The organism is Exiguobacterium sp. KKBO11, assembly GCF_001644945.1.
In the GTDB taxonomy this organism is placed as follows: domain Bacteria; phylum Bacillota; class Bacilli; order Exiguobacteriales; family Exiguobacteriaceae; genus Exiguobacterium_A; species Exiguobacterium_A abrahamii.
Map to the genome: position 1 here is coordinate 727,690 of NZ_LUCU01000011.1, position 26,244 is coordinate 753,933.

At 45.8% G+C, this 26,244-nt stretch carries 25 protein-coding genes and 2 other annotated features; of the genes, 21 read left to right on the forward strand and 4 right to left on the reverse strand.

Annotated features, from left to right (window positions below):
* Positions 1–6: 6 nt before the first annotated feature.
* A complete protein-coding gene (locus AYO36_RS03800) occupies positions 7–672 on the forward strand; it encodes a tetratricopeptide repeat protein (RefSeq protein ID WP_064299569.1) in 666 nt (221 codons plus the stop codon).
* 45 nt (positions 673–717) lie between these two features.
* Here AYO36_RS03800 and AYO36_RS03805 read toward each other — a convergent pair whose 3' ends face one another.
* Positions 718–1,266 carry a VOC family protein gene (locus AYO36_RS03805; protein WP_023468914.1) on the reverse strand — a complete coding sequence of 183 codons (549 nt, stop codon included), beginning with the start codon at positions 1,264–1,266 and terminating at the stop codon, positions 718–720.
* Between the two features lie 116 nt (positions 1,267–1,382).
* Here AYO36_RS03805 and recD2 point away from each other — a divergent pair, with 116 nt between their 5' ends.
* The 15 genes from recD2 to AYO36_RS03880 all read left to right on the forward strand — a co-directional run bounded on the left by recD2 (position 1,383) and on the right by AYO36_RS03880 (position 17,541).
* A complete protein-coding gene (recD2, locus tag AYO36_RS03810; RefSeq protein ID WP_023468913.1) occupies positions 1,383–3,608 on the forward strand; it encodes an SF1B family DNA helicase RecD2 in 2,226 nt (741 codons plus the stop codon).
* A gap of 42 nt (positions 3,609–3,650) precedes the next feature.
* Positions 3,651–3,861: a binding site (T-box leader), on the forward strand.
* A gap of 57 nt (positions 3,862–3,918) precedes the next feature.
* Positions 3,919–6,561 carry an alanine--tRNA ligase gene (alaS, locus tag AYO36_RS03815; protein WP_064299570.1) on the forward strand — a complete coding sequence of 881 codons (2,643 nt, stop codon included), beginning with the start codon at positions 3,919–3,921 and terminating at the stop codon, positions 6,559–6,561.
* A gap of 34 nt (positions 6,562–6,595) precedes the next feature.
* Positions 6,596–6,865 carry an IreB family regulatory phosphoprotein gene (locus AYO36_RS03820; RefSeq protein WP_029342229.1) on the forward strand — a complete coding sequence of 90 codons (270 nt, stop codon included), beginning with the start codon at positions 6,596–6,598 and terminating at the stop codon, positions 6,863–6,865.
* Complete coding sequence (ruvX, locus tag AYO36_RS03825) at positions 6,862–7,284, forward strand: Holliday junction resolvase RuvX (RefSeq protein WP_023468910.1); 423 nt, start codon at positions 6,862–6,864, stop codon at positions 7,282–7,284. The genes AYO36_RS03820 and ruvX overlap by 4 nt, the downstream gene beginning before the upstream one ends.
* 14 nt (positions 7,285–7,298) lie before the next feature.
* On the forward strand, positions 7,299–7,586 hold the full coding sequence (locus tag AYO36_RS03830; RefSeq protein WP_023468909.1) for a DUF1292 domain-containing protein: 288 nt from the start codon (positions 7,299–7,301) through the stop codon (positions 7,584–7,586).
* Complete coding sequence (locus AYO36_RS03835; RefSeq protein WP_023468908.1) at positions 7,573–7,866, forward strand: DUF1292 domain-containing protein; 294 nt, start codon at positions 7,573–7,575, stop codon at positions 7,864–7,866. The genes AYO36_RS03830 and AYO36_RS03835 overlap by 14 nt, the downstream gene beginning before the upstream one ends.
* Before the next feature lie 78 nt (positions 7,867–7,944).
* Positions 7,945–9,093, forward strand: coding sequence for an endolytic transglycosylase MltG (gene mltG / locus AYO36_RS03840; RefSeq protein WP_050677579.1), 1,149 nt, complete (start codon positions 7,945–7,947; stop codon positions 9,091–9,093).
* Between the two features lie 71 nt (positions 9,094–9,164).
* Positions 9,165–9,803 carry an O-methyltransferase gene (locus AYO36_RS03845; protein ID WP_081834729.1) on the forward strand — a complete coding sequence of 213 codons (639 nt, stop codon included), beginning with the start codon at positions 9,165–9,167 and terminating at the stop codon, positions 9,801–9,803.
* A gap of 16 nt (positions 9,804–9,819) precedes the next feature.
* Positions 9,820–10,467 (forward strand): uridine kinase, encoded by a 648-nt coding sequence (udk, locus tag AYO36_RS03850; RefSeq protein ID WP_023468905.1) that lies wholly within the window; start codon positions 9,820–9,822, stop codon positions 10,465–10,467.
* A 56-nt stretch (positions 10,468–10,523) separates the two neighbouring features.
* On the forward strand, positions 10,524–10,997 hold the full coding sequence (gene greA / locus AYO36_RS03855; protein WP_029342224.1) for a transcription elongation factor GreA: 474 nt from the start codon (positions 10,524–10,526) through the stop codon (positions 10,995–10,997).
* 52 nt (positions 10,998–11,049) lie between these two features.
* A complete protein-coding gene (gene mtnN, locus AYO36_RS03860; RefSeq protein ID WP_064299571.1) occupies positions 11,050–11,748 on the forward strand; it encodes a 5'-methylthioadenosine/S-adenosylhomocysteine nucleosidase in 699 nt (232 codons plus the stop codon).
* A 107-nt stretch (positions 11,749–11,855) separates the two neighbouring features.
* Entirely contained in the window at positions 11,856–12,800 is a 945-nt protein-coding gene (locus AYO36_RS03865) for a beta-ketoacyl-ACP synthase III (protein ID WP_064299572.1), read from the forward strand.
* Position 12,801: 1 nt separating this feature from the next.
* A complete protein-coding gene (gene fabF, locus AYO36_RS03870; protein ID WP_064299573.1) occupies positions 12,802–14,040 on the forward strand; it encodes a beta-ketoacyl-ACP synthase II in 1,239 nt (412 codons plus the stop codon).
* Between the two features lie 96 nt (positions 14,041–14,136).
* Positions 14,137–15,693: a peptide ABC transporter substrate-binding protein gene (locus AYO36_RS03875; protein ID WP_064299574.1), complete on the forward strand. Its 1,557-nt coding sequence runs from the start codon at positions 14,137–14,139 to the stop codon at positions 15,691–15,693.
* Positions 15,694–15,897: 204 nt separating this feature from the next.
* Positions 15,898–17,541: a peptide ABC transporter substrate-binding protein gene (locus AYO36_RS03880; protein ID WP_064299575.1), complete on the forward strand. Its 1,644-nt coding sequence runs from the start codon at positions 15,898–15,900 to the stop codon at positions 17,539–17,541.
* A 98-nt stretch (positions 17,542–17,639) separates the two neighbouring features.
* Here the strand turns inward: AYO36_RS03880 and trpS are convergent, their stop codons facing one another.
* Positions 17,640–18,641, reverse strand: coding sequence for a tryptophan--tRNA ligase (trpS, locus tag AYO36_RS03885; protein ID WP_064299576.1), 1,002 nt, complete (start codon positions 18,639–18,641; stop codon positions 17,640–17,642).
* 51 nt (positions 18,642–18,692) lie between these two features.
* Positions 18,693–18,898, reverse strand: a binding site (T-box leader).
* A gap of 56 nt (positions 18,899–18,954) precedes the next feature.
* On the reverse strand, positions 18,955–19,335 hold the full coding sequence (locus AYO36_RS03890; RefSeq protein ID WP_064299577.1) for a DUF3899 domain-containing protein: 381 nt from the start codon (positions 19,333–19,335) through the stop codon (positions 18,955–18,957).
* Between the two features lie 271 nt (positions 19,336–19,606).
* Between AYO36_RS03890 and AYO36_RS03895 the strand changes: the two genes are divergently transcribed.
* The 5 genes from AYO36_RS03895 to AYO36_RS03915 all read left to right on the forward strand — a co-directional run bounded on the left by AYO36_RS03895 (position 19,607) and on the right by AYO36_RS03915 (position 25,566).
* On the forward strand, positions 19,607–21,220 hold the full coding sequence (locus tag AYO36_RS03895; protein WP_064299578.1) for a peptide ABC transporter substrate-binding protein: 1,614 nt from the start codon (positions 19,607–19,609) through the stop codon (positions 21,218–21,220).
* Positions 21,221–21,554: 334 nt separating this feature from the next.
* Positions 21,555–22,481, forward strand: a complete 927-nt coding sequence (opp3b, locus tag AYO36_RS03900) for an oligopeptide ABC transporter permease (protein WP_064299579.1) — start codon at positions 21,555–21,557, stop codon at positions 22,479–22,481.
* On the forward strand, positions 22,481–23,512 hold the full coding sequence (opp3C, locus tag AYO36_RS03905) for an oligopeptide ABC transporter permease (protein WP_064299580.1): 1,032 nt from the start codon (positions 22,481–22,483) through the stop codon (positions 23,510–23,512). Before opp3b ends, opp3C begins: the two co-directional genes overlap by 1 nt.
* Positions 23,513–23,539: 27 nt before the next feature.
* Positions 23,540–24,613 carry an ABC transporter ATP-binding protein gene (locus tag AYO36_RS03910; protein ID WP_029342201.1) on the forward strand — a complete coding sequence of 358 codons (1,074 nt, stop codon included), beginning with the start codon at positions 23,540–23,542 and terminating at the stop codon, positions 24,611–24,613.
* On the forward strand, positions 24,613–25,566 hold the full coding sequence (locus AYO36_RS03915; RefSeq protein ID WP_029342202.1) for an ABC transporter ATP-binding protein: 954 nt from the start codon (positions 24,613–24,615) through the stop codon (positions 25,564–25,566). The genes AYO36_RS03910 and AYO36_RS03915 overlap by 1 nt, the downstream gene beginning before the upstream one ends.
* Positions 25,567–25,612: 46 nt before the next feature.
* Here the strand turns inward: AYO36_RS03915 and AYO36_RS03920 are convergent, their stop codons facing one another.
* Positions 25,613–26,146, reverse strand: coding sequence for an HD domain-containing protein (locus tag AYO36_RS03920; RefSeq protein ID WP_029342203.1), 534 nt, complete (start codon positions 26,144–26,146; stop codon positions 25,613–25,615).
* Between the last annotated feature and the right edge of the window lie 98 nt (positions 26,147–26,244).

Below are 26,244 nucleotides of genomic sequence, written 5' to 3' on the forward strand. Positions count from 1 at the left end.
AAGAAGATGAACTATAATGAAGTAGGATTCCGGCATCTAGAAGCTGGTAATTATGAATTAGCAGCGCAAGCGTTTAACGACGCGATCGAAGAAAATCCAAAAGATCCGACAGCGTACGTCAATCTTGGAACATTACTCCAATCGATGAACGATGCTGATCGTGCCCTTCGTTTTTATGACCGGGCACTGATGATCGATAATACGTTTGCGAGTGCCTATTATGCAAAAGGGGCGCTGTTCTTTGCTGCCGACAAACTCGTCGAAGCAGAGGAATCATTGCGGGCAGCGTTATTATATGGACTTGACGACGCGGATCTCCATTTCATGCTGGGGATGACGTATCAAAAACTTGGTGATCCAGTACGTGGCTTACCTCGTCTACAACGCGCGTCAGAATTAAACGGTGTCGATATCGAGATCGCATTCCAATACGGACTTGCCTTAGCGCAAAACGAGAAGTTGGAAGAAGCGGTCGAGATGTTCGAGCACGTCTTGATGCTTGACGAAACGCATACAGATGCACGATACAATTATGCGATTGCCCTTGCTTTCCTTGGTCAACAGGAAGCCTGTTATGCAGAACTCGAAGCCGTTCTTGCCTACCAGCCGGAACACGCCCTTGCGCGGGACGCGAAAGCGAAGATGGATGCGTTATTAAAACAAGCAGACTGATATAAAAAAGACGATTCCGCCTGGAGTCGTCTTTTTTTATGCTATTTAATTCCCAACTTCACGGATGACACGAAGTGGTGGACCGGAAAAGTCTTCATAGGCTTCATCCATGTTTTTCGTGTACAGTTCGATGACGTTATTTTCCGTATCCTTGAAATAAGCAGAATGCTCTTTTTGATTCGAGGTCTCCTGTTCGTCCCATTCTCTGAGCTTCACGGTGATCGAGGCTTCCCGCAATTGATTCAAGGCTTGCTGGAACTCGTCCTTCTCAACGTAGAAAGCACAGTGGACATGGACACCACCTTCATCGTACAACGTGTCCCATTCGGACACTGGTAAGTGTTTGACGGTCCGTTCTTCCATCGTAAAGTCCCGTTTCAGCCACAGACCGAGTCGAGTATTACCGCCAATGTAAAGCCACGTGGCCCAAACCCCGTCTTGTTTAGATTGTTCTTTACTTGGTTCAGCGTCCTCAGGAGCCCATTGCTCGACGACTGGAATGCCTAGTGTCCCATTCCAAAAGCCAACCGCACGGTCCATATCTTCGACTTCAAGTACTAATTCACACAATCCTGCAATCGGTAAACGTGCCATCCTTGAACTCCTCCTCTTAACGAAATGTTTCACGGTATCTTTCCCTGATTTAAAATCCGGTAAACGAATGCTATGATGAAAGCAGCGAATGAAAAAGAGAGAAAGAAGGTGGAGTGATGGAGCACCCCCATCAAGTCGTCGGGCGCGTCAAACGTGTGCTCTTTTCTTCTGAAGAAGAAGCACACTCCATTGTATTGGTCGCCGTCAAAGAAAAGAACTTTGAACTGAAGGAAACCGAGCTCGTCATCACGGGTACTGGGGTTGGAATCGAACTCGGAGGAACGTATCAAGCATTCGGTCGTCTCGTTGATCATCCCCGGTTCGGAAAACAACTGAAGGCGGAGCTGATTCGACGATCGGTTCCGATGACAAAACATGCGACGATCCGCTTCTTGACGAATGGTTCGTTCACCGGCATTGGTCCGAAGACAGCGAAAAATATCGTCGATGCTCTCGGAGAAGAGGCAGTGGATCTCATTTTGAAAGATGAACGGGTACTGAATCAGGTGCCTGGGTTAAAACAAAAACAAGCTGACATCATCTTGAGTCGACTCGCCACGTTATACGGTGTCGATCAGTTGATGCTGTTCTTAGCACCGTTTGATGTCACACCGAAGCTAGCGGCAAAGATTTATGCTGCTTACGAAGGGGACGCCATGGCGCGAATACGAGAGAATCCATATTCCTTGATGTATGAAGTGAATGGGATTGGTTTTAAGACAGCCGATCATATCGCATCACATCTTGGACTCGTCGGATTACACCCGGAGCGCGTCGCTGCTTCGATCATGCACATATTAGAACAAGAAGCAGGAGAGGGACATGCCTTTGCGACAGTCGACTCGCTATTGCAACGGGCGCCCCGGTTGCTTGGTGAAGACCCAGGGGAACGGCTGGAACAAGCGATTGAACTGTTGCTCGCTGAAGATAAGGTCAAGCTCGAAGAAGGCTGTCTGTATTTACCGACGATCTTTTATGCCGAAGTTCGGGCGGCGAAGGAACTGGCGCGGGTCATGGCGAACGGTGCCGAACAGGAAGTCGATGTCGCGACGATCCTTGAAGCAATCGGGCACCTCGAAGAACAGTTTGGCATGGAATATGCGGCGCAACAGCGGGAAGCGATCGAGTTAGCGGTCAAAGCACCGTTAATGGTTCTGACAGGTGGACCCGGTACCGGTAAGACGACCGTCATCAAGGGAATTTTACATGCCCTGCAAGAAATTCATGATTGGCCGCTTGAGAAAAGTCGCGTCAAGACGGGGGATGTCTATCCGTATGTTCTGGTCGCACCGACCGGACGCGCCGCTAAACGTCTATCGGAAGCAACGGACGTCCCAGCGATGACGATTCATCGTCTATTGAAGTATGACGGAACGAACTTTCAGCTAAATGAAGATCAGCCGATCACGGGGAAAGTACTGATCATCGATGAGTCGTCGATGATTGATATCTACTTGTTATCGAGTCTGCTCCGTGCTGTGCCGAACGGCATGAAAATCTTGTTCGTCGGTGACCGCGATCAGTTACCATCCGTCGGTCCTGGGCAGGTGCTGGCAGATTTGATGGATACGGAAGGGATTCCCGTCGTTCGTTTGAACGTCGTCCATCGCCAAGCGGAAGATTCTTCGATTTTACGGCTCGCGCACGATTTGAAGAACCGGACGACGTCAGCTGATTTGTTATCACCACTTGCGGATCGTCGCTTTTACACCGCGTCTCCGCAAGAGACGTTACGCGGCATCTCAGCCTTCGCGGAAAAAGCACTTGCAAAAGGGTATTCGAAATTCGATGTTCAGGTTTTGGCACCGACTTACCGTGGTCAGGTCGGAATCGACGAACTGAATGTCGCCTTGCAACGCGTCTACAATCCGGAGGAACCGAAAAAACGCGAAGTCAAACAAGGCACCCGGATTTACCGGACCGGGGACAAGATTCTTCAGCTCGTCAACAATGCGGAAGAGAACGTCTATAACGGAGATATCGGCGAAATCGTCAATATCTTCTTCGCCAAAGAAAACGTCGACAAGGTGGATAAGATCATCGCCCGCTTCGACCAGACGGAAGTCGAGTACAACCGGAGTGACTGGGATCAATTCACGCATGCCTACGCGATTACGATTCACAAGGCACAAGGGTCCGAGTTTCCGATCGTCTTGATGCCGGTCTATTTCACGGGAGCATTCAAGCATTCCCGAAACTTGATTTATACGGCGGTCACCCGTGCGAAGTCGAGTTTATTATTGTTCGGCGATCCACGAGCGTTTCATAAAGCGTCGCAAGAAGAGGAGCCACGGCGCCGAACACGATTGATTGAACGACTCGGTGGGGTGACAAAGACTTGACGGATGCTGTACGATAGGTAATAATCACGATAGATGAATGGACGTAACACGTTGATGGAAGATAAGTAAAAGGAAAACTCGAGTCCAGAGAGAAGTGAGTCTGCTGCAATCACTTTCTCGAGTCCCTTTGAAGCTCCTTCCGGAGTCGGGTGTAAACACCTGCGGGTCATCCCCGTTATCAGATGTTCGAGGTAAGCAATGGATTGCTTACGAACGAGGGTGGTACCACGGAAGCGATGCTTTCGTCCCTTTTCAGGGATGAAGACATCGCTTTTTTGCGTCCAAATAAAACCAATGGGGGTAACTGTTCATGAAAGCTCTAAAACCATTAACGGGTGCACAAATCCGTCAGATGTATCTTGATTTCTTCCAAAGCAAAGGGCATGCGATCGAACCGAGTGCTTCACTCGTACCGGTCGAGGATCCATCGCTCTTGTGGATCAACTCAGGGGTTGCGACACTCAAGAAGTATTTCGATGGTCGTGTCATTCCTGATAATCCACGTATCGTTAACGCACAAAAATCAATCCGGACGAACGATATCGAAAACGTCGGGAAAACAGCACGTCACCATACGTTTTTCGAGATGCTCGGAAACTTCTCTGTCGGTGATTACTTCCGTGAAGATGCGATCAAATGGGGCTGGGAACTCTTGACGAGTGATGACTGGTACGGTCTTGACCCAGAACGTCTCTCGGTCACGATTCACCCGGAAGATGACGCAGCGCGTCAAATCTGGCTTGAACTCGGCGTACCGGCTGAGCGGATCATTCCACTTGAAGATAACTTCTGGGAAATCGGTGAAGGTCCATCTGGTCCGAACACGGAAATCTTCTTCGATCGTGGACCTGCTTTTGGAGACGATCCGAACGATTCAGAACTTTATCCAGGCGGCGAAAACGAACGCTATCTCGAGATTTGGAATATCGTTTTCAGTCAGTATAACCACGATGGACACGGCAACTACACGGAACTTCCGCGTAAAAACATCGATACAGGGATGGGACTCGAACGGATGGCATGTGTCATGCAGGACGTGCCGACGAACTTCGATACGGATCTGTTCATGCCGATCATTCATAAGACAGAAGAAATCAGCGGTAAAATCTACCGTGACGATTCAAAACTGGATGTAGCATTCAAGGTTATCGCAGACCACATCCGTACCGTATCATTCGCGATCGGTGACGGTGCGCTTCCTTCGAATGAAGGTCGTGGATATGTCCTTCGTCGTTTACTACGCCGTGCGGTTCGTTATGCGAAGATGCTTGGAATCGAGCGTCCGTTCATGTATGAACTCGTCGATACGGTCGGAAACGTCATGGTCGACTTCTACCCACAAGTGCCAGAAAAAGCGGACTTCATCAAACGCGTCATCAAAAACGAAGAAGAACGTTTCCATGAGACACTGCATGACGGTCTTGCAATCTTGAACACGGTCGCTCAGACGTCTAAGGCAAACGGTGAGCATGTCATCAGTGGTGAAGATGCGTTCCGTCTGTATGACACGTATGGTTTCCCACTCGAATTGACAGTCGAGTATGCGGAAGATCATCAGATGTCTGTTGATGAAGAAGGCTTCAAACTAGCGATGGATGCACAACGTCAGCGGGCACGTGCAGCGCGTGAAGAGAGTGGTTCGATGCAGCAGCAATCGGAAGTCCTCTCGACGCTAAAAGATAAAAGTACGTTCGTCGGCTATACCGACCTTAAGGCGGATGCGAAAATCATCGCATTGTTGCATGATGGAGAACGAGTCACAGAAGTCGCTGCTGGTGAAGAAGCACAAGTCATTCTCGACATCACACCGTTCTACGCTGAAAGTGGTGGTGAAGTCGCGGATACAGGAACAATCGAAGGCAAAGACTTCGTTCTTGATGTCAAAGATGTTCAAAAAGCGCCGAACGGTCAAAACTTGCATACGGTCATCGTTCGTACAGGGATCGCAACGGAAGCTGCAGACGTCGTTGCAACAGTCGAAGCAGCAGAGCGTAAAGCCGTCACGAAAAACCATACGGCAACACACTTGCTTCATAAAGCATTGAAAGATACGCTCGGAACACACGTCAACCAAGCGGGATCACTCGTTTCTCCAGATCGACTTCGTTTCGACTTCTCACACTTCGGTGCAGTGACACAAGAAGAGTTGACGAAGATTGAACAAGACGTCAACCAAGCAATCTGGGCATCACTACCGGTTGATATCGAAGAGATGAACATCGCTGATGCAAAAGCAAAAGGCGCAATGGCATTGTTCGGTGAGAAATACGGTGAAACGGTCCGTGTCGTCTCAGCAGGCACATACTCGATCGAGTTGTGTGGCGGTATCCACGTCGGGAACACAGCAGAAATCGGCTTGTTCAAGATCGTTTCAGAGTCTGGTATCGGTGCAGGTACACGCCGAATCGAAGCGGTAACGGGTGCAGGCGCATATCGTGTCATGAATCAACACTTGGAAACACTCGAACAAGCAGCAGCTGTCTTGAAGACGAAGACGACAGAAGTTCCTGTTCGCATCGAAGCACTGCAACAACAGCTCCGTGAGACGGAACGGGCGAATGAATCGTTGCAAGCAAAACTTGCGAACATCGAAGCTGCTTCATTGAAGGACGATGTTGAGGAAATCAACGGTGTGCGTGTGCTTGCGAAACGCGTCGACGTCTCAGATATGGATGCTCTTCGCGGTATGATGGACGAGTTGAAGAGCTCGCTCGGATCAGCAATCATTGTTCTCGGAAGTGCGCAGGGTGAGAAAGTCAATCTCGTCGCAAGCGTCTCAAAAGATTTAATCGACCAAGGCTATCATGCTGGTAAATTGATCAAGGAAGTCGCAACACGCTGCGGTGGTGGCGGTGGCGGTCGCCCTGACATGGCTCAAGCTGGCGGAAAAGATGCGTCGAAATTAGAAGAAGCACTCGCGTACGCTTCACAATACGTGCAATCACTGGCATAATAGAAACGTAGTGTATATGAAAGAGGTGATGAACGTGAGTCAGATGGATCAAACGATGAAATTCAACTTTCCGGAAGACGATAACAAAGCAGCGACACGTGATGTGTTGTTGACGGTCTATCATGCTTTAGAAGAAAAAGGATATCATCCGATCAACCAAATCGTCGGCTATCTCCTTTCAGGAGATCCTGCTTACATTCCTCGTCATAATGACGCACGTAATTTAATTCGTAAGATTGAACGCGACGAATTGCTCGAAGAACTCGTGAAATCTTATTTGGCGGAGAGTGGAAATTCAAAATGAAACGTGCAATGGGACTAGATGTCGGTTCGAAGACGATCGGGGTAGCGGTCAGTGACTTGATGGGCTGGACGGCGCAAGGCGTTGAGACGGTCAAGTGGACGGAACCAGATTATCCAGAAGCCTTCAAACGGCTCGATGTCATCATGAAGACATACAATGTCGAAATCCTAGTCATTGGTCTTCCGAAAAACATGAACGGTTCCATCGGTCCCCGCGCAGAAGCAAGTGAAGCTTTTGCGAAGGAAATCGAACAGCATACCGGGCTTGAAGTCGTCTTCATGGATGAACGGTTGACGACGATGCAAGCAGAACGGATGCTGATCGATGCCGATGTCAGCCGTAAAAAGCGTAAACAAGTCATCGATAAGATGGCTGCCGTCATGATCCTGCAATCGTACTTGGATCGGACGAACCGATGAAGGGGGAGAAACCGATGGCTGAAGAAAAACGTCAGTATCTCTTTCCAGATGAAGAGGGCGGCGAACATCTTTTCGAAGAATGGTACCGTTACTCGAGTGAACGTACAGGAAAAACCTATCTGTTTCTTGAAATGATCGGTAACCCTGACGAAGGAGCAGATGATCTGATCATCTGTGAGATCGATGAATATGGAGAAGGCGAAGATGATTTCGAATTGAGCCTGATCGATGAAAATGATGAGCAAACTTGGGATGAACTCGAGCTTGCGTTAAAGGAGCGGATCACTGATGCAACAGAATGAACCAACACGTTACGTAATTCCGGACGGCGAAGGAAATGATTTCGAATTCGTAGAACGTCTGCGTTATGAAAGCCCACGTTCGAGCAAGACATACATCTTCCTCGAGCCAATCGGAGCAGACTATGACGAAGCAGAAGAAGTCGACATCTTCGTTTACGAACTCGACGAATACGGTGATGGAGATAACGACTTCAACCTCGTACCAATCGATGAAGACGATACAGCGACTTGGGATGAAATCGAAGAAGTCTTTAACACGCTCGAAGACCAGTTAGACTAACCCGACTCATGACAGGTGACGTCGTAAGAGACTTTCTCTTACGATGTCACCTTGTTTTAAGAGAAGAAGGAGGAACCGATGGAGAACGAATGGAAGCAAAATGCTGAAATCGAAAAAAGGCGACGCCGGACATCACGCCGGATTACGCTAATCATCCTTTCTGTATTGTTGACGATTTTTCTAGTTGCCAGTGCGGTCGTCTATGTCTTTTTGAAAAATGCGCTTGAACCAGTCGATGAAACAGCGACGAAATCCGTCAAAGTCGAAATTCCTTTAGGAGCAGGGACGAGTTCGATTGCTTCTTTACTAAAGGAAAAAGACTTGATTGCAAACGAGACGATTTTCCGTTACTACGTCCGTTACAAGAATGAATCGTCATTCCAGGCGGGTACGTATACACTGTCACAAGCCATGTCCCCGGATGAAATCATCAATGAATTAAAGACGGGAACGGTCATGAAGGCAGCGGATGTGAAAATCACGTTACCTGAAGGCATCACGATGGATCGTCAAATTGCTTTGATCGCGAAAGCAACGAACTTCAAGGAAGAGACGGTCCGTAAAGAATTGACGGATGCGACATTCATCGACAGCATGATTGAAAAATATCCGATGTTGACGGATGAAGTGAAGAAGAATGGTGTCTTGTATGCACTTGAAGGGTATCTCTTCCCAGCAACATATGAGTTTGATAAAGGAAAAAGCATTGATCAAATCGTCGAGACGATGCTCGATGAAACAGAAAAAGTCTACGATGAGAATGAAGATGCCATTCAAAAATCAGGCATGACCTTCCATGAAGTACTCAGTCTCGGTTCCATGGTCGAGCGTGAAGCGGCGACACCAGATGATCGTCGTGAAATCGCTGGTGTCTTCAAAAATCGATTGGATGACGGCATGAAGTTACAGTCGGATCCAACGGTTTGGTATGGCACAGGTGAAAATACGGCCTTAACGACGCTGAAGGATCTCGAGAATAATTCGAAGTACAATACGTATAAGTACGAAGGCATTCCGATCGGTCCGATTTCAACGGTCAGTAAGGATTCGGTACTTGCCGTGTTAAATCCGAATAAAACGAAATATGTCTATTTCTTCGCCCGTCCACCAAGTGATAAACATCCACGAGGACAGATTCTATACGAAGAGACATATGAAGAACATCAACGAAACGTCGTTAAGTATAAGCCGGAATGGGTCGAATACGAAGCGAGTAAAGAGCAATGAGCAACGGGTTGGGTTGAAGCGGGAAGTTCGCTTCAAGTCAACCTGTTTATGCGGAAGAGGGAGTGAATGGCGTGAATGATTTCACGACCTATGTCGAATCAATGATTCATCCTCGAGATGCTCTGTTAGAAGAAATGGAGCGTTATGCGGAAGAAAATCATATACCAATCATCGAACTGACAGGTTCCGAAGTCTTGTTATCGCTCCTGCGGTTACAACAACCGAAGCGCATTCTAGAAGTCGGAACCGCAATCGGATATAGTGCGATTCGGATGGCGCGTGCGCTACCGGATGCGCGGATTACGACGATTGAACGAAATGCGAAGCGGTATGAAGAAGCAAAAACCTTCATCGCCCGGTCAGATGTGGCGGACCGGATTGACATCATTTTCGGTGATGCAGTAGAATTAGCCGAAACGCTTGAAGACCAGTTCGATGCGGTCTTCATTGATGCCGCTAAAGGACAGTATAAAAAATTCTTTGCAGGATATGGGCGACTCATTCCTGAGGGCGGCGTGCTCTATACGGATAATCTCTTCTTACACGGAGATGTCCTCGAGTCTGATCCGAAGACATTCGATCGAAGAAGACGTCGACTCGTGCGTCTCGTCAAGGAATTCACGGTCTGGATGATGGAACAAGAACAATACGATACGACGATTTTTCCGCTCGGTGACGGTGTATCCGTCAGTAGGAAAAAGTCGAAATGATGGAGGAACGAATGACATGCAAAAACCGGTAGTAATTGGTGTGGCGGGCGGAACGGGTTCAGGGAAGACGACGGTGGCACGTTCACTCGTCGATGCGTTCCCGAGTGAATCAATCGTCATGATTGAGCAGGACGCGTATTATAAAGATCAAAGCGATTTATCAATGGAGGAGCGGTATCAGACAAACTATGATCACCCGTTCGCTTTTGATAATGGTCTGTTGATCGAGCACATTCAGTCGCTCCGTGAAAACATTGCCGTTGAAAAACCGGTATATGATTATGTCGCCCACACACGGGCACAAGAAACGATTCGTCTCGAACCACGCGATGTCATCATCGTAGAAGGAATTTTAGCGCTTGAAGACGAACGGTTACGGGAACTAATGGATATCAAGGTGTTCGTCGATACGGATGCGGACGTTCGCATTCTGCGTCGGATGCAACGCGATATCAACGAACGTGGACGTTCAATCGACTCAGTCGTTGAGCAGTACACGAACGTCGTTCGTCCGATGCATCTGCAGTTCTGTGAACCAACAAAACGGTATGCGGACATCATCGTACCGGAAGGCGGCGAGAATCATGTCGCTATCGATTTACTCGTGACGAAGATTCGAGCGATTCTTGATTATCGTTCAGCACTCGATCAAAGAGGATATTGATTCCAAAAAAGATGTGAATATACTATACTAGTGGAATAAAAAGGAGCGTGACAAAAATGGCAGAAAAGCAATACTACATGACGCTTGAAGGTAAAGCGAACATTGAAAATGAATTGAATGAATTGAAGTCAGTCCGCCGGAAAGAAGTCGTCGAGAACATCAAGATTGCCCGTTCGTTCGGTGACCTTTCAGAGAACGCAGAGTACGATTCAGCAAAAGAAGAGCAAGCGATGGTCGAAGGCCGAATCGCTCAACTTGAAGAGATGCTTCGTAATGTTGCCATCATCTCAGAAGAAGAGAAAGATATCTCGGTTGTCGGTATCGGAACGACGGTCACTTTCTTAAGTGTTGAAGATAACGAAGAAGATACGTACACGATCGTCGGTAGTGCCGAAGCAGATCCGTTCACTGGTAAAATCTCGAACGAATCACCAATCGCGAAAAGTTTAATGGGGCACCAAGTCGGAGATCAAGTCTCTGTACCAGCACCAGGCGGCGAATACGCAGTAAAAATTACATCGATCAAATAAAGAACACAGGAGCCGGAGCAATCCGGCTTTCTGTTTGATGGAGGAATGAATTATGCCAATCGCAATCATCGGCGCAATGGAAGAGGAAGTTAACTTATTGCGTAATGAGTTATCAGAACGTAAAGATACAGTCATCGCAAACTATCATTTTTATGAAGGGCTTTTAAATAGTGTTCCTGTCGTCATCTTGAAGTCAGGAATCGGGAAAGTGAATGCTGCGATCGGGACGACATTATTGCTGGATCACTATAAACCAAGTGCTGTCATCAATACGGGCTCAGCAGGTGGATTCAAGGAAGGCTTAACGGTCGGGGATGTCGTCGTCTCAACAGAAGTACGTCACCACGACGTCGACGTGACGGCATTTGGATACGAATATGGTCAGGTACCTGGAATGCCAGCTGCCTATCAAGCAGATCCGAAGCTTGTTGCGACGGCAGAAGTCGTCATTGAGCGGATGGATGCGATTCGCGTCGTTCATGGATTGATTGCGACAGGCGATTCATTCATCCACGATTCAGAGCGCTCTGCTCAAATCAAGGCGCACTTCCCAGAAGTCGCAGCCGTCGAGATGGAAGCAGCACCAATCGCACAGGTCTGTCATCAGTTCGGTGTTCCGTTTGTCGTAACGCGTTCGATTTCAGATAGCGCCAATGAAGAAGCGTCACTCTCGTTTGATGAATTCCTCGAGATTGCGTCAATCAATTCCGCTAAAATGGTCATGGAAGTCGTACGGACGTTAGCAGAATGAGGTATGGGGGAAGGGCACGGGAGACCATGCTCTTCCTTTTTTCTTTGACAAAAGCATATTAACGCTTTATATTAGTACCAGATACTAATAACAAAAGGGGATGCCTTATGAAGATCGGGATTGTAGGATTAGGAACGTCTTTGCCGTCACGGCGCGTGACGAACGATGAATTAGCAACGACGCTCGATACGAGCGATGAATGGATTCGGACACGGACAGGAATCGGGGCACGACGGATTGCAGCCGATGATGTGGATGTCACTGACTTAGCGACAGAAGCTGCTCAGAAAGCGCTTGATGATGCTGGATTGACAGTAGAGGACATCGGGTTGATCGTCGTCGGAACGGCAACAGGACGAGCATTTCCTTCTACTGCCTGTATCGTTCAAGAGCGTCTTGGAGCACGCGGAGCGACTGCATTCGATATTAGTGCGGCATGTAGTGGCTTCATCTTTGCATTACAAACAGCTGCTAGCATGTTAGCAACAGTCGAAGGAAAACATGCGCTCGTCATCGGTGCTGAAAAAATGTCGAGTATCGTCGACTGGTCAGACCGGTCAACTGCCATCTTATTTGGAGACGGTGCAGGAGCGGTCGTCATCGGACAAACTGAGCAAGAGGGGCTAAATGCTTTTGAACTCGGGACAGACGGACGTGGCGCTCATCTGTTGTTTAAGGACATCGATGGACCAATCGAGATGAATGGTCGTGAAGTCTTTAAGTTCGCCGTTCGTAAATTACCGGAAATCGTTGAAAAAGTCATTCAAAAAGCGGATAGTACGCTCGAAGACATCGATATCTTGATTCCGCATCAAGCAAACCTGCGAATTATCGATGCAGCGTGCGAACGACTGCATATACCACAAGAGAAAGTCATCGTCACCATCGATGAGCATGCGAATACATCGGCTGCTTCGATCCCACTTGCACTCGAAGAAGCACGTCAACAAGGACGCCTGACACCAGGTACGAAACTTGTACTTGCTGGATTCGGTGCCGGATTGACTTGGGGAGCAGCATACATTACTTGGACTAAAGGAGAGAACACATAAGATGATGAGAAAACGCGTTGTAGTCACAGGAATCGGAGCACTGACACCAATCGGGAATGATGCCAATACATTCTGGGAAGCATTAAAAGAAGGAACGAACGGAATTCGACCGATGGAGCGTCTCGATATCGATGAGTATCCGACGAAGGTCACTGGCGAATTGCAGAACTTCGATGTGACAGAATTCATCGAGGCAAAAGAAGCACGTAAGATGGACCGCTTCGTTCATTACTCACTCGTTGCAAGTATGGAAGCTGTAAAAGATGCTGAAATTGATATCAAGTCGATTGCTGAACGTGCAGGTGTCTGGATTGGATCAGGGATCGGTGGCGTGGAGACAATCGAGAAACAAGCGAAGATTTACTTCGAGCGTGGACACCGTCGTGTCAGCCCGTTCTTCATTCCGATGATGATTCCGAACATGGCAAGCGGTCAGGTATCGATCTATACCGGAGCCAAGGGGCCGAATAATTGTTCTGTCACAGCATGTGCTTCAGGAACGAATGCCATCGGGGAAGCACTTCGTGTCATTGAACGAGGCGATGCAGATGTCATGATCGCTGGTGGAGCGGAAGCGCCAATCACGAACTTAGCGTTTGCTGGTTTTTGTTCCAACAAAGCGATGTCAACGAATCATGATCCTGAGACAGCAAGCCGTCCGTTTGACGAAGGACGTGATGGATTCGTCATGGGAGAAGGGGCAGGCATCTTGATTCTTGAAGAGTACGAGCATGCGGTAGCACGTGGCGCAAAAATCTATGCTGAAGTCAGTGGGTATGGATTAACAGCTGACGCCTACCACATCACAGCTCCAGATCCAGATGGAGACGGTGGAGCGCGTGCGATGGCAATGGCAATCCAAGATGCAGGTATCGCACCAGAAGCAGTCGGATACATCAATGCACACGGAACGAGCACACCGATGAACGACATTCTTGAAACAAAAGCAATCCATAGTGTCTTCGGTGAACAGGCAAAACAACTCGTCGTCAACTCAACGAAATCGATGATTGGTCACTTACTTGGTGGCGCTGGTGGCGTCGAGGCGATTGCGACGATCAAATCGTTACAAGAACAAACCGTTCACCCAACGATTCATCTCAAACAGCCGAGTGAAGGCTGTGATCTTGATTACGTGACGGAAGGTGCACGGAGCGTTGAATTGAATTACGCCCTGAGCAATTCGCTTGGGTTCGGTGGACACAACGCATCACTCGTCTTCAAACGATACGAAGCTTAAGCTTAAGCGATTCCCTTGGAAAAACGAGGGGTCGCTTTTTTGCTGATTTTCTGATTCAATAGAGAAATGCGTGTTTGACGCAGAAAGGAGTCGTTTATGACTAACATCACAAGAAAAACATCAATCCTGATACTGATCCTATTTTTATTGATTGGTCTCAGTGGTACGCTCATATATCGTCTATCATCATCTCAAAAGACGAAAACAGATCAGGAAACCCAAGCAGTGAAGGTTGAATTGATTGAATCAACACTCCCGAAGACATCCGATATTGCGTTAGCGACGGATAGCCGTTCTCAGACACTGTTAGCACAACTTTATGAAGGATTATATGTCTTTACTTCTGGGACATCCGTCCGTAGAGGATTAGCACAGGATATGTCAGTCTCAAAGGATCGTCTGACGTATACGATTCAACTCAAACAAACGAAAAATGCGCAGGGTCAGCCGATCACGGCACAAGACTTTGTCGATAGTTTCCGACGTGTCGCAGCTAATAAAACGAATTCTCCTTATGGTTTTTTATTTGAAGTGTTTGAAAATGGACGTGCCGTCAATGACGGAAAAATGAAGCCAGAGCGTTTAGGTGTAAAGGCGAAAGGACGCGATCAACTTGTCATCACGCTGAATCAGCCGGTTTCGAATCTAAAAGAATTACTCGCGATGTCCGTCTTTTATCCCCAACCGGAATCCAAGAAGTGGCAAGACCTCACGGGTAATGGTGCGTTTACACTAGAGAATATGTCGAAAAACGGATATACGCTTAAGAAAAACAACCAGTATCATCAACAAAATGTTGTCACAGTCGAAGAAGTGAAAAGTCGCATCATCTCTGATCATCAGACGCAATGGAGTACGTATGAGAACAGTAAAGCAGCGATTCTTCCGTTACAAGAGAGTGTCGAGACACAAGAAGATCAAGTCTCTCGACCAACCTATCAAAAAAAGCGGAGCGGTGTCTTTTATATCGCATTTAATCAAAAAAATGAAGCCTTCCGCGAAAAGACACTCCGAAAACGAATTGCTTACGCCTTGATGGAAAAAGAGTCCGTTCAACTTCCTTTAGGATATGCAGGCATTCCGACGAATCGATTCGTCGTCACAGATACGAATGTATTAATGACAGAACCGGTACAAGTAAAAAAAGAAAATGGTAAACAACAGAAGAAACAACGAATCGAGATGCTTAATTTTGATGATCCACAGGCAAAACGGATTGGTCAACAGCTCGAGACGTATCTTGAGAAACAGTTGCCTGATATTGATATCGTTCTTAAACCAGCTTCGATTGAAGAGAAGATTGATAAAGAACAGTCAGCTCAGTACGCGATGACGTTAACGGGATGGATGCCGGATTATCCAGGTCCACTTGCATATTTGAATCAGTTCGTATCAGATAATCCGTTGAATTCCGTAAACTATCAATCAGACACGTACGATCAAATGATCGAAAAAGCACGGCAGGTACGAGAGATGAAGAAAAAACAGGCGTTATATCATCAAGCTGAAAGACAGTTGATCAATCAAGATGCCGTCATCGTTCCTTTGTATCAGACGACAGAGAAATTATATGTTTCTGATACGATTCAAGGAATCGAAGTACCGATTTATGGACCGGAATACCTACTTCGCGCAATGAAAATTCTAAAATAATCACTGAGCTGGGACCATTTTTTCGTGAGGTCCCAGTCTTTTTTGAAAAAATATTTAGAAAAATCGGATAAAAGGTTTGCAAAATTATCAGAACATTGTAAACTATTTGTAACGAAGGGTTTGATTCGAATATAGTAATTCTTTTTTTTTCGGTCAAAAACCTGACAGTATCATTTTTTAGAAACCTAGGGGGGTCATCGTAACATGAAGAAGAAAAGTTTTGCTTTAGCTACTTCAGTAGCTCTCGTATCAAGTGCGTTCCTCGCAGCTTGTTCGACAACGGATTCAGGCGACAAATCGGGCGACACAGGTTCAGACAAAAAATCTAGTGATCAAACACTTAACTTGATCGAAGGTTCGGATATCCCGACACTTAACCCGACGACTTCAACAGACTCGGTTTCATTCAATGTGTTGAACAACACGATGGAAGGTCTTTACCGTCTTGATGACAAACAGCAACCAACACCAGGTATTGCTGAAAGTCATGAAGTATCAGATGACAAATTAACATATACGTTCAAATTACGTGATGCGAAGTGGTCTGACGGTACACCAATCACAGCTAAAGACTTCGAATATGCATGGAAAGAAGTTCTTAATCCAGAGAACGCTTCACAGTATGCATACGTCTTCTACAACATCGAAGGTGCAGAAGAGTACAACACGAAAAAAGGTGAGCGTGATGCTGTCGGCGTCAAAGCAATCGACGACAAAACGTTTGAAGTTAAATTAAAAGCACCTGCAGATTACTTCCTCGGACTCACTGGATTCGGTCCATTCATGCCGAAATCAGAAGAACTCTCGAAGAAAATCGGGAAAGACTTCGGTTCGACTGCAGACAAAGCACTCTATAACGGACCATTCAAATTAACAGAGTGGACACGTGAGCAAGGCTGGAAAATGGTCAAAAACGATAACTACTGGGATAAAGATGCCGTTAAACTTAAAACGATCAACGTTAAGGTCGTTAAAGAAGTTGCGACTGGTGTTAACTTGTATGAAAAAGGTGACATCGATCGTACTACTCTAACTTCTGAGTTCGTTGCCCAGTTCAAAGATAATAAAGAATTCAAAACAAAAGGCGAATCAACAATCTTCTACCTCTACCTCAACACGAAGGTAAAAGCGCTTGATAACGAAAAAATCCGTCGCGCAATCGACATGGGTTACGATAAAAAAGGGATCACAGATGTCATCCTCGCAAACGGATCACTTCCAGCGAACTATCTCGTACCAAAAGATTTCGCGAAAGATGCTGACGGAGAAGATTTCCGCGACAAGTATCCTGGATTCAACGAATACAATGCAGACGAAGCGAAAAAACTCTGGGAAGAGGGCTTAAAGGAAATCGGTCAAAAATCGGTTGATCTTGAGCTCTTGAACTATGATAGCGATGATTCGAAGAAAATCGGTGAGTTCTTGAAAGGTGAACTTGAGAAAAACCTTCCAGGTATGAAGGTTACGATCAAGCAACAACCATTCAAAAACAAACTTGATCTTGAAAACAAAGGTGACTTCCAGTTCTCACTCGCAGGATGGGGTCCTGACTACCAAGATCCAATGACGTTCCTCGATCTCTTCGTCACAGGCGGACCATACAACCGTGGTAAATGGTCGGACAAAGAGTACGATAAACTCATCAAAGATGCACAAACACAAACAGATGCAGCAAAACGTTGGTCTGAATTGCAAGAAGCTGAGAAAATCCTTCTCGACTCTGCAGCGATCTCACCTGTTTATCAGCGTGGACGTGCATTCCTCGTTAAACCATACGTCAAAGGAGTCGTCGAGCATAACTTCGGCGCAGACTTCTCGTACAAATGGGCTTCAATCGAAGGAAAATAAGCAAAATAAAAACTGCTTCCGATTTAATTCGGAAGCAGTTTTTTTATTTGGAGATATCAAAAAAGACCGAAGCATTCCGATCTCTTTTGGAGTAAGACTTATTTTTTTACTTTGGCACGCTTCCGTTGTAGGCCCATTGCCTTCTCGATTTTCGCGAGTTTTTTAGCAGCAACGGCTTCAGCACGGTCTCGTCCAGCGTCGAGAATCTGATCGAGCTCTTCAGAATCAATCAACTCATAGTAGCGTTGTTGAATCGGTTCGAGTTCTGAAATGATAGCTTCCGCGACATCTGCTTTAAATGTTCCGTAGTTCGAACCTTCGTATTTGGTTTCGAGATCTGGAATCGAGATGCCAGCGAGTAGTGAGTAAATCTCAAGCAAATTCGATACACCTGGTTTATTTTCCCGATCGAATTTGACGATCCCTTCTGAGTCCGTGACGGCTGATTTTACTTTTTTACGAATGACTTCTGGTGCGTCAAGCATCGAGATGAAGCCCTTCGGATTCTGATCAGATTTTGACATCTTTTTGTCTGGCGTCGTCAGGCTCATGATTCGTGCTCCTGATTCAGCGATGATTGGTTCTGGTAATGTGAACGTCTCATAGTAACGACTATTAAAACGTTGAGCCAAGTCACGCGTTAACTCAATATGTTGTTTTTGATCATCACCGACTGGAACGAGTTCCGCATCATAGAGTAGGATATCAGCTGCCATGAGTGTCGGATAGACAAACAATCCTGCACCGATTCGGTCTTTTCCTTGTGATTTATCTTTATACTGTGTCATACGCTCTAGTTCACCCATTCCAGAAAGACACGTCAACATCCAGCCGAGTTGTGCATGCGCTTTGACTTCTGATTGAACAAAGATTGTTGATTTTTCTGGATTCAGACCACTTGCGATATAAAGAGCTGCGAGTGCACGTGTATTGTTCATCAGTTCGACACGATCGATATCGACCGTGATCGAGTGCAAGTCAACGACACAATAATACGCATCATGACCATCTTGTAAGTTAACGAAGTGTTTCATCGCACCTAAGTAATTTCCGAGTGTTACTGTTCCCGTTGGTTTGATACCTGAGAAAATCGTTTTCATAATGAAATCCCTCCAAATAATAAAATCAAAATAAAAAACGCCCCTTGAAAATCAAGGGACGATTCATCGCGTTGCCACCCAAGTTGCTATTCGCATAGCCGCTCAATTTGCTGTAATGGGCAAACCCATCTGACTCTACTTGATTCGAATCAGCCACTCGAAAGTCCATTCACGTAGGCATCACCTGTCCATTTCCAGCACCATGGACTCTCTGAGAGGGATGTACCTAAGTTACTACTCTTTGTCGTCGTGTTTTCTTGTTTAATTCACTTAAGTTTACCATACGATAGAAGGTACGTCACGGTGATTTCGATTAAAAGTAAGAGATGATCAGCGATACGATGATGAAGATAATACCACTAGAAACATAGGGTTTCGTTCGGGCAGAAGCCCGATTTTGCTTTTTACGGAGGACTTCTTCCTCTTCGTCATCCTCTTCGTAGTAATCGCCATCAATCTCTCGAAGCTTCGCTTCCCGTTGTTTTTTAAATCCAGCTGTCATTCCACGGAAGAAGCCGTTAGCCGACATGTTGGAAAAGAATCCGATTGCCATAAGCAAAAAGCCTCCAATGAACAACCCACCGGATAGATGGTATAAAATACCGTGCGTCGAATCGATGATAGTCGCCCATATCGTATAAATTAACAACAGAATGACCGCAATGATGACCGGTCGGAAATAGGTCGATCGCATGAAAATCCCCCTTTTATGCATTGATAATCTTAGTATACGAAACTTTTAATCCTGTTACGAATCGGTAACAGACGAATGATGCAAAATAGCAAATAGTGTGACTATTTACTTGACGTTAATGCTATTCTCACATAAAATCAATTTATCACTTCGTTTAAGTTTTTGAAACTAGGTCAATGCATTTTGGGGAATACATTGCAGTTTCGGCGGGACGTTATTGATGTCATAGGCATTATGGCAACTTGGAAATTGAAAAGGAGATGACCTACCGATGAAGAAAAAAACAGTCGGTCTCGCATTATCAGTCATGCTTGCAGGAAGCGCAGTGCTTGCTGGATGTTCGACAGGTGGCGGAGACAGTGATTCAGGTTCAACAGACGGAAAGAAAAATCTACGTTTAACGGATACTTCTGACATTACGACAGTCGATCCAGCGAAGGCTACGGATTCTGTTGCTTTCAACATGATCGGGAACACGATGGAAGGTCTTTACCGTCTCGATAAAGACGGAAAAGCGATTCCGGCACTTGCAGAAAAAACAGATATCTCAAGTGATAACTTGACGTATACGTTCACACTTCGCGACTCAAAATGGTCAGATGGTTCACCCGTCAAAGCACAAGATTTCGAATTTGCTTGGAAACGTGCTGCTGATCCGAAAACAGCATCTAGTTACTCGTACATCTTTGACACGTTAAAAAACGGCGCTGATGTCACACAAGGTAAAAAAGCTGTCGACGAACTCGGTGTTAAAGCACTTGACGACAAAACATTAGAAGTAAAACTCGAGCGTCCAGCGCCGTATTTCCTCTCACTGACATCGTTCGGTACGTACACACCGATCAGTGAAGACTTCTACAAAAAGAATGAAAAAGACTTCTCGCTTAAACCAGATAAATTACTCTATAACGGTCCTTTCGTTTGGGAATCTTGGAAAACGGATTCAAAACGTGTCCTGAAGAAAAACGATAACTACTGGGATAAAGATGCTGTCAAACTCGACGAAGTTACAATCAGTGTCGTTAAAGATAATTCGACAGTAGTAAATCTTTATGATTCAAACGATGTCGATTACGCAGTTTTGACTTCAGAGCAAGTTGAAGCTTACAAATCGAAGCCTGAATTCAAGACAGCGCTTCGTTCTTCGATCGCTTATCTAAAATTCAATAACGAAGATGCGACGATGAAAGATGTCGATGCACGTAAAGCGATCGCTCGTGCGATCGATCCAAAAGGAATCACAGATACGCTTCTTGCGAACGGTTCGATTCCAACAACAAGCTTCATTCCAAAGGAATTCGTCAAAGATGCGTCTGGTAAAGACTATACGAGCGACATCAACTGGTTCGACCGCGATGGAAAAGAAGCAGCAGATCTTTGGAAAAAAGCAAACGGCGATAAGAAAACGACGATTGAACTTCTGTCGTTCGATAGTGAAGATGCGAAGAAAATCGGTGAGTACATGAAAGGTCAGATCGAGAAAAATCTTCCGAACGTTACTGTTTCAATCAAACAACAACCGTTCAAAAACAAACTCGATCTTGAAACAAAAGGAGATTACCAAATCTCTTACTCACTTTGGGGTCCGGATTACCAAGATCCAATGTCTAACCTTTCCATCTTCGAATCAACGAACAGCCAAAACGACGTCAACTACAAGTCTGCAGCTTATGATAAATTGTTGAACGCAGCAAATGAAGAGTCTGATTTAAATAAACGTCTTGATCTCTTTAAACAAGCGGAAGCACAATTGATTGAAAAAGATCAAGCCATCGCGCCAATCTATCAAGCTGGTTCTGCATACTTGAGCCGTCCGACGGTTAAAGATTTCAACCGTCAGTTGTTCGGAGCAGATTTCCAATACAAATACGTTGATATTAAGTAATCGAGAATGGGAGCGTCCCCTGATCAGTTCGGGTACGCTCCTGTTTTATACTACTTTTTATGAATGGAAACTCATTTTTATCGAAAATGTGAAAGTTTCGTAAAAAAGTAGTTCTAATTACTTTGTTAGCAAAGTATAATGGAATCAAACGAAAAATTCTGACTATTGGATGAAATTAGAAAAACATCCAAACGAACATCAAATCAAAGCACAATAAAAAAAGAATTTTTAAATTTTTATGACAAAATTCTTGAATGTTCCGACAATTGTGGGTCATACTGATTTTATTGATGTTTCGAAAAAAACAGAAAATCTTTATAGGGGGTGCCATCTTATGGGCCGTTATTTAGCTCAACGCCTAGTTTACGGCGTACTGACGTTTTTACTCATCGCTTCGTTCACTTTCTTCCTGATGGATCTGCTACCAGGTTCACCGTTCCAAAACCAGGAGAAACTTTCTCCTGAACAGTTGAATATCCTTCGGGATAAGTACAACTTGAATGATCCGCTGCCACAACGCTATGCAGCGTACATGGTCAACTTGTTCCAAGGAGACCTTGGGGTATCGTTCAAATACGATAGCCGTCCAGTTACGGATTTAATTGCTGAACGGATCGGACCATCGGCTCAACTCGGAATTCAAGCATTGATTCTTGGTGTATTGCTTGGACTTGTACTTGGTGTCATCGCGGCACTTCGTCACAACTCAGTTGTCGATTACGGTGCGATGTTCGTATCGGTTATCGGAATCTCGGTACCGTCCTTCGTATTCGCCTCACTCCTTCAGTACTATGTCGGCGTGAAATGGGGCGTTTTGCCAGTCGCGTTCTGGGAAAGCCCGGCGCATACCATCTTGCCGACCATATCGTTATCACTTGGGGTCACAGCCTCGATTGCTCGATTCGTCCGAACGGAGATGTTAGAAGTTACAGGTCAGGATTACGTCACGTTAGCTAGAGCGAAAGGCCTAGATGGTCAATCGATTACTTGGAAACACATGGTTCGGAACGCCTTGATTCCTGCCATCACGATTCTTGGACCAATGACAGCAGCGTTGATTACGGGAACACTCGTCATCGAGAAAATTTTTGCTGTACCAGGACTTGGTGAGTTATTCGTATCGTCGATTACACAAAACGACTACACGGTCATCATGGGTACGACATTATTCTTCTCAGCAGTCTTCATTCTTATGATTTTGATCGTCGACTTACTATACGGTGTCGTTGATCCACGGATTCGTTTGGGGGGTAACAAATAATGGCTGAACAAAATTCAAATGCAAAAGCAGAACAGTTTGATTCATCGCTGTTCCAACACGTTGAGTTCAATGAACAAGCAGGGGAACGCCTTGCTGGTAAAAGCTTAAACTTCTGGCAAGATGCTTGGATGCGTCTACGCAAGAACAAAGCGGCAATTCTCTCACTTGCTGTCATCATCATCATCGCGATCATGTCATTGGTCGGACCTGCTTTGTCTGGTAATGACCCTTATACCCAAACAATCACGCAAGCTAAACTCCCACCTAAAATTACTGGTTTAGAGTGGGCAGGTTTTGACGGTATGGCAACACTTGGAGATACACCGATTGATTTCTATGAACAAAAACAAGTAAAAGAAAACTTTTGGTTTGGTACGGATCACCTCGGTCGTGATCTTTGGTCACGTGTCTGGGAAGGAACAAAGATTTCGTTATTCATCGGTTTGATGGCAGCACTCATCGATGTTCTCGTTGGTGTAACATACGGTGGAATTTCTGCTTATTACGGTGGGCGTGTCGATAACATCATGCAACGTATCGCAGAGATTTTGACAGGTGTACCAAACTTGATCTTGATCATTCTGTTCATCCTCATCCTTGAACCAGGTATTACGACGATCATTCTCGCAATGACAATCACTGGCTGGATCGGTATGAGCCGACTCGTTCGCGGTCAGATCCTGAAACTAAAGAACCAAGAATTCGTACTTGCAGCACGAACACTTGGTGCTTCTAGCGCACGATTGATCTTTAAACATTTGATTCCAAATACCTTGGGAACGATCATCATCTCACTCATGTTCACGATTCCAAGTGCGATCTTCTTCGAAGCGTTCTTAAGCTTCATCGGTTTAGGACTTGCACCACCACAACCGTCACTCGGTACATTGATCAACGAAGGGTACAAAGAACTCAAAACGTTCCCATTCTTGCTCGTTGTTCCATCGACGGTCATCGTACTCCTCATGGTCAGCTTCAATATGTTGGCAGATGGACTGCGTGATGCGTTCGACCCACGTTTACGACGCTAACGGAAACTAGAGAGGAGCTCATTCACAATGGAAACTATTTTATCTGTTCGCGACCTGAATGTCGCTTTCCATACGTATGCCGGGACGGTACAAGCCGTCCGCGGTGTATCGTTTGATTTGAAAAAAGGCGAGACACTCGCAATCGTTGGTGAGTCTGGTTCTGGTAAATCGGTTACTTCAAAAGCAATCATGCGTTTGATTCCAAACCCACCAGGTGAAATCACACAAGGTGAAATCTTATTTGAAGGTCGTGACCTCGTTAAGCTTTCGGATAAAGAAATGCAAAAAGTCCGCGGTCGTGATATCGCAATGATTTTCCAAGATCCGATGACATCACTTAACCCGACGATGACGATTTATAAACAAATCGCTGAAGGATTAAAACGTCACCAAGGCTTAACAGGCGACGCAGCGAAAAAGCGTACACTCGAACTTTTGACACTCGTAGGAATTCCGAATCCAGAAGCGCGTCTGAAACAATATCCGCACCAATTATCGGGTGGGATGCGTCAACGGATCGTCATCGCAATCGCGCTTGCATGTAATCCGAAAGTGTTGATTGCCGATGAGCCGACGACTGCACTCGATGTTACGATTCAAGCTCAGATCCTTGAGTTATTGAAAGACATTCAGCAAAAAACGGGTACAGCAATCATCTTCATTACGCACGACTTAGGTGTCGTAGCGAACATGGCTGACCGTGTAGCCGTCATGTATGCTGGTAAATTGATTGAAAAAGGTACAGTAGATGAGATCTTCTATGAGCCGCGTCATCCATATACTTGGGGACTACTAGGTTCAATGCCACGTCCATCTGATGACCGTTCACAAGATCTTCCTGCGATTCCAGGAACTCCACCGAACTTGATGCATCCACCAGTCGGTGATGCGTTTGCACCGCGTAATAAATACGCGATGAAGATTGATTTCGAGAAAGAACCACCTTTCTTCAAAATCTCAGATACACACGAAGCGGCGACGTGGTTGCTACATCCACAAGCTCCATACGTTGAACCACCCGCTGCAATCCGTGACTTGGCGTTAAAATACCGTCCGGACAGCGTGTTCTCAAAATCGCTTCTGAAAGGCGGTCTGAAATAATGGAAAACCGTAATAAATTACTTGAAGTAAAAAACTTGAAGCAACATTTCAATATTGGACGTGGACGCGTCGTTAAAGCGGTTGATGGACTTTCATTTGATATCTACGAAGGCGAAGTACTTGGCCTCGTTGGAGAGTCAGGCTGTGGTAAGTCTACGACTGGTCGCTCGATCATTGGTTTATACGAAGCGACAGACGGCGAAGTCATCTTCAAAGGTGAAAACGTTCATGGTAAGAAATCACGTAAAGACAAATTGAAATTCAACCGTGCAATGCAAATGATCTTCCAAGATCCGTATGCATCGTTAAATCCACGGATGACGGTTGGTGATATCATCGCTGAAGGAATCGATATTCATGGTTTAGCAAACTCAAAAGAAGAGCGCAATAACCGTGTATATGATTTGCTTGAGACTGTTGGTTTGACGAAAGAACATGCGAGTCGTTACCCGCACGAGTTCTCAGGTGGTCAGCGTCAACGGATTGGTATCGCACGCGCACTTGCTGTAGAGCCGGACTTCATCATTGCGGATGAGCCGATTTCAGCACTCGACGTATCGATTCAAGCCCAAGTCGTCAACTTGATGAAAAAACTGCAACGTGATCGCAGTTTGACATACTTGTTCATCGCCCACGATTTATCGATGGTTAAGTATATCTCAGACCGGATTGGTGTTATGTATCAGGGTCACCTCGTTGAATTGTGTGATGCGGATCGTCTGTATGAGAATCCTGTTCATGCTTATACGAAGTCACTTTTATCTGCGATTCCGCTTCCGGATCCAGAGCACGAGCGGACACGTAAACGGATCATCTTTGATCGTCCGACGAGTGGACCGGTTGGGAAATCGGATGAAGATTCGAGCATTCCACCACTTCGTGAAATCGAGCCAGGTCACTTCGTTTCGATGACGGATGCAGAACTTGAAGCGTACCAAGCGCAACTCGTATAATCGTTAAAGCAAAAAGGCATTTCCACGTTGATCGTGGAAATGCCTTTTAATTTTCTGATGCGATACGCGGTAGATGAGCAAATCGATGGACGACTGCATCGATTGCATCAAGACGACGCATGGCTTCTTCAAAGTCAATTTTTTCGTAATGATGGAGTCCGCCCGGCTGTTCTTCCAGCGTATCCGCATCATGGACAAGTTGTTGAAGAGGTGTTCGATTGATCGCACCTGGTGGAAGATAAGAATCCGTATGCAAAAGAACAGCGAGAGCAATTTCTTTTGCACGTGCTGGTTCTTCACCAAGGCGAATCAATAGTTTGTGAGCACGTTCAGCTCCTTTAATGGCATGAATATCATTTTGGCGATATAAATCATAGTTCCAAGTGCCATCGGTATACCATTCGTAATGACCGATATCATGTAAGAGTGCTGCCTTCGTAGCAGTGTCTGCATCTAAGCCGCGTTTCGTAGCAAGCGTCAGTGCGCGTTCCGCTACTGAAATCGCATGATTCAAGCCAGAACGAGATAAATATTTTTGAGCGATCGGATGATCAAGAATCGTGACAAGTGTTAATGCCATGAATGAAAAACTCCTTTCTGAGCGTTGATATTTCTATACACTCTACAGAAATTTGAAAGAAATTGCAACTGTTTTTCATTCCTCAATCGACAATCTCA

Excerpts from the sequence above, each read along its gene's own strand:
- fabF (WP_064299573.1), top strand. The coding sequence starts at position 12,802 with ATGATGAGAAAACGCGTTGTAGTCACAGGAATCGGAGCACTGACACCA.
- AYO36_RS03865 (WP_064299572.1), top strand. The coding sequence starts at position 11,856 with ATGAAGATCGGGATTGTAGGATTAGGAACGTCTTTGCCGTCACGGCGC.
- AYO36_RS03920 (WP_029342203.1), bottom strand. The coding sequence starts at position 26,146 with ATGGCATTAACACTTGTCACGATTCTTGATCATCCGATCGCTCAAAAA.
- udk (WP_023468905.1), top strand. The coding sequence starts at position 9,820 with ATGCAAAAACCGGTAGTAATTGGTGTGGCGGGCGGAACGGGTTCAGGG.
- AYO36_RS03895 (WP_064299578.1), top strand. The coding sequence starts at position 19,607 with ATGAAGAAAAAAACAGTCGGTCTCGCATTATCAGTCATGCTTGCAGGA.
- AYO36_RS03910 (WP_029342201.1), top strand. The coding sequence starts at position 23,540 with ATGGAAACTATTTTATCTGTTCGCGACCTGAATGTCGCTTTCCATACG.
- trpS (WP_064299576.1), bottom strand. The coding sequence starts at position 18,641 with ATGAAAACGATTTTCTCAGGTATCAAACCAACGGGAACAGTAACACTC.
- alaS (WP_064299570.1), top strand. The coding sequence starts at position 3,919 with ATGAAAGCTCTAAAACCATTAACGGGTGCACAAATCCGTCAGATGTAT.
- AYO36_RS03915 (WP_029342202.1), top strand. The coding sequence starts at position 24,613 with ATGGAAAACCGTAATAAATTACTTGAAGTAAAAAACTTGAAGCAACAT.
- AYO36_RS03805 (WP_023468914.1), bottom strand. The coding sequence starts at position 1,266 with ATGGCACGTTTACCGATTGCAGGATTGTGTGAATTAGTACTTGAAGTC.
- ruvX (WP_023468910.1), top strand. The coding sequence starts at position 6,862 with ATGAAACGTGCAATGGGACTAGATGTCGGTTCGAAGACGATCGGGGTA.
- AYO36_RS03890 (WP_064299577.1), bottom strand. The coding sequence starts at position 19,335 with ATGCGATCGACCTATTTCCGACCGGTCATCATTGCGGTCATTCTGTTG.
- recD2 (WP_023468913.1), top strand. The coding sequence starts at position 1,383 with ATGGAGCACCCCCATCAAGTCGTCGGGCGCGTCAAACGTGTGCTCTTT.
- opp3C (WP_064299580.1), top strand. The coding sequence starts at position 22,481 with ATGGCTGAACAAAATTCAAATGCAAAAGCAGAACAGTTTGATTCATCG.
- opp3b (WP_064299579.1), top strand. The coding sequence starts at position 21,555 with ATGGGCCGTTATTTAGCTCAACGCCTAGTTTACGGCGTACTGACGTTT.
- mltG (WP_050677579.1), top strand. The coding sequence starts at position 7,945 with ATGGAGAACGAATGGAAGCAAAATGCTGAAATCGAAAAAAGGCGACGC.
- AYO36_RS03800 (WP_064299569.1), top strand. The coding sequence starts at position 7 with ATGAACTATAATGAAGTAGGATTCCGGCATCTAGAAGCTGGTAATTAT.
- AYO36_RS03835 (WP_023468908.1), top strand. The coding sequence starts at position 7,573 with ATGCAACAGAATGAACCAACACGTTACGTAATTCCGGACGGCGAAGGA.
- AYO36_RS03875 (WP_064299574.1), top strand. The coding sequence starts at position 14,137 with ATGACTAACATCACAAGAAAAACATCAATCCTGATACTGATCCTATTT.
- greA (WP_029342224.1), top strand. The coding sequence starts at position 10,524 with ATGGCAGAAAAGCAATACTACATGACGCTTGAAGGTAAAGCGAACATT.
- AYO36_RS03880 (WP_064299575.1), top strand. The coding sequence starts at position 15,898 with ATGAAGAAGAAAAGTTTTGCTTTAGCTACTTCAGTAGCTCTCGTATCA.
- mtnN (WP_064299571.1), top strand. The coding sequence starts at position 11,050 with ATGCCAATCGCAATCATCGGCGCAATGGAAGAGGAAGTTAACTTATTG.
- AYO36_RS03830 (WP_023468909.1), top strand. The coding sequence starts at position 7,299 with ATGGCTGAAGAAAAACGTCAGTATCTCTTTCCAGATGAAGAGGGCGGC.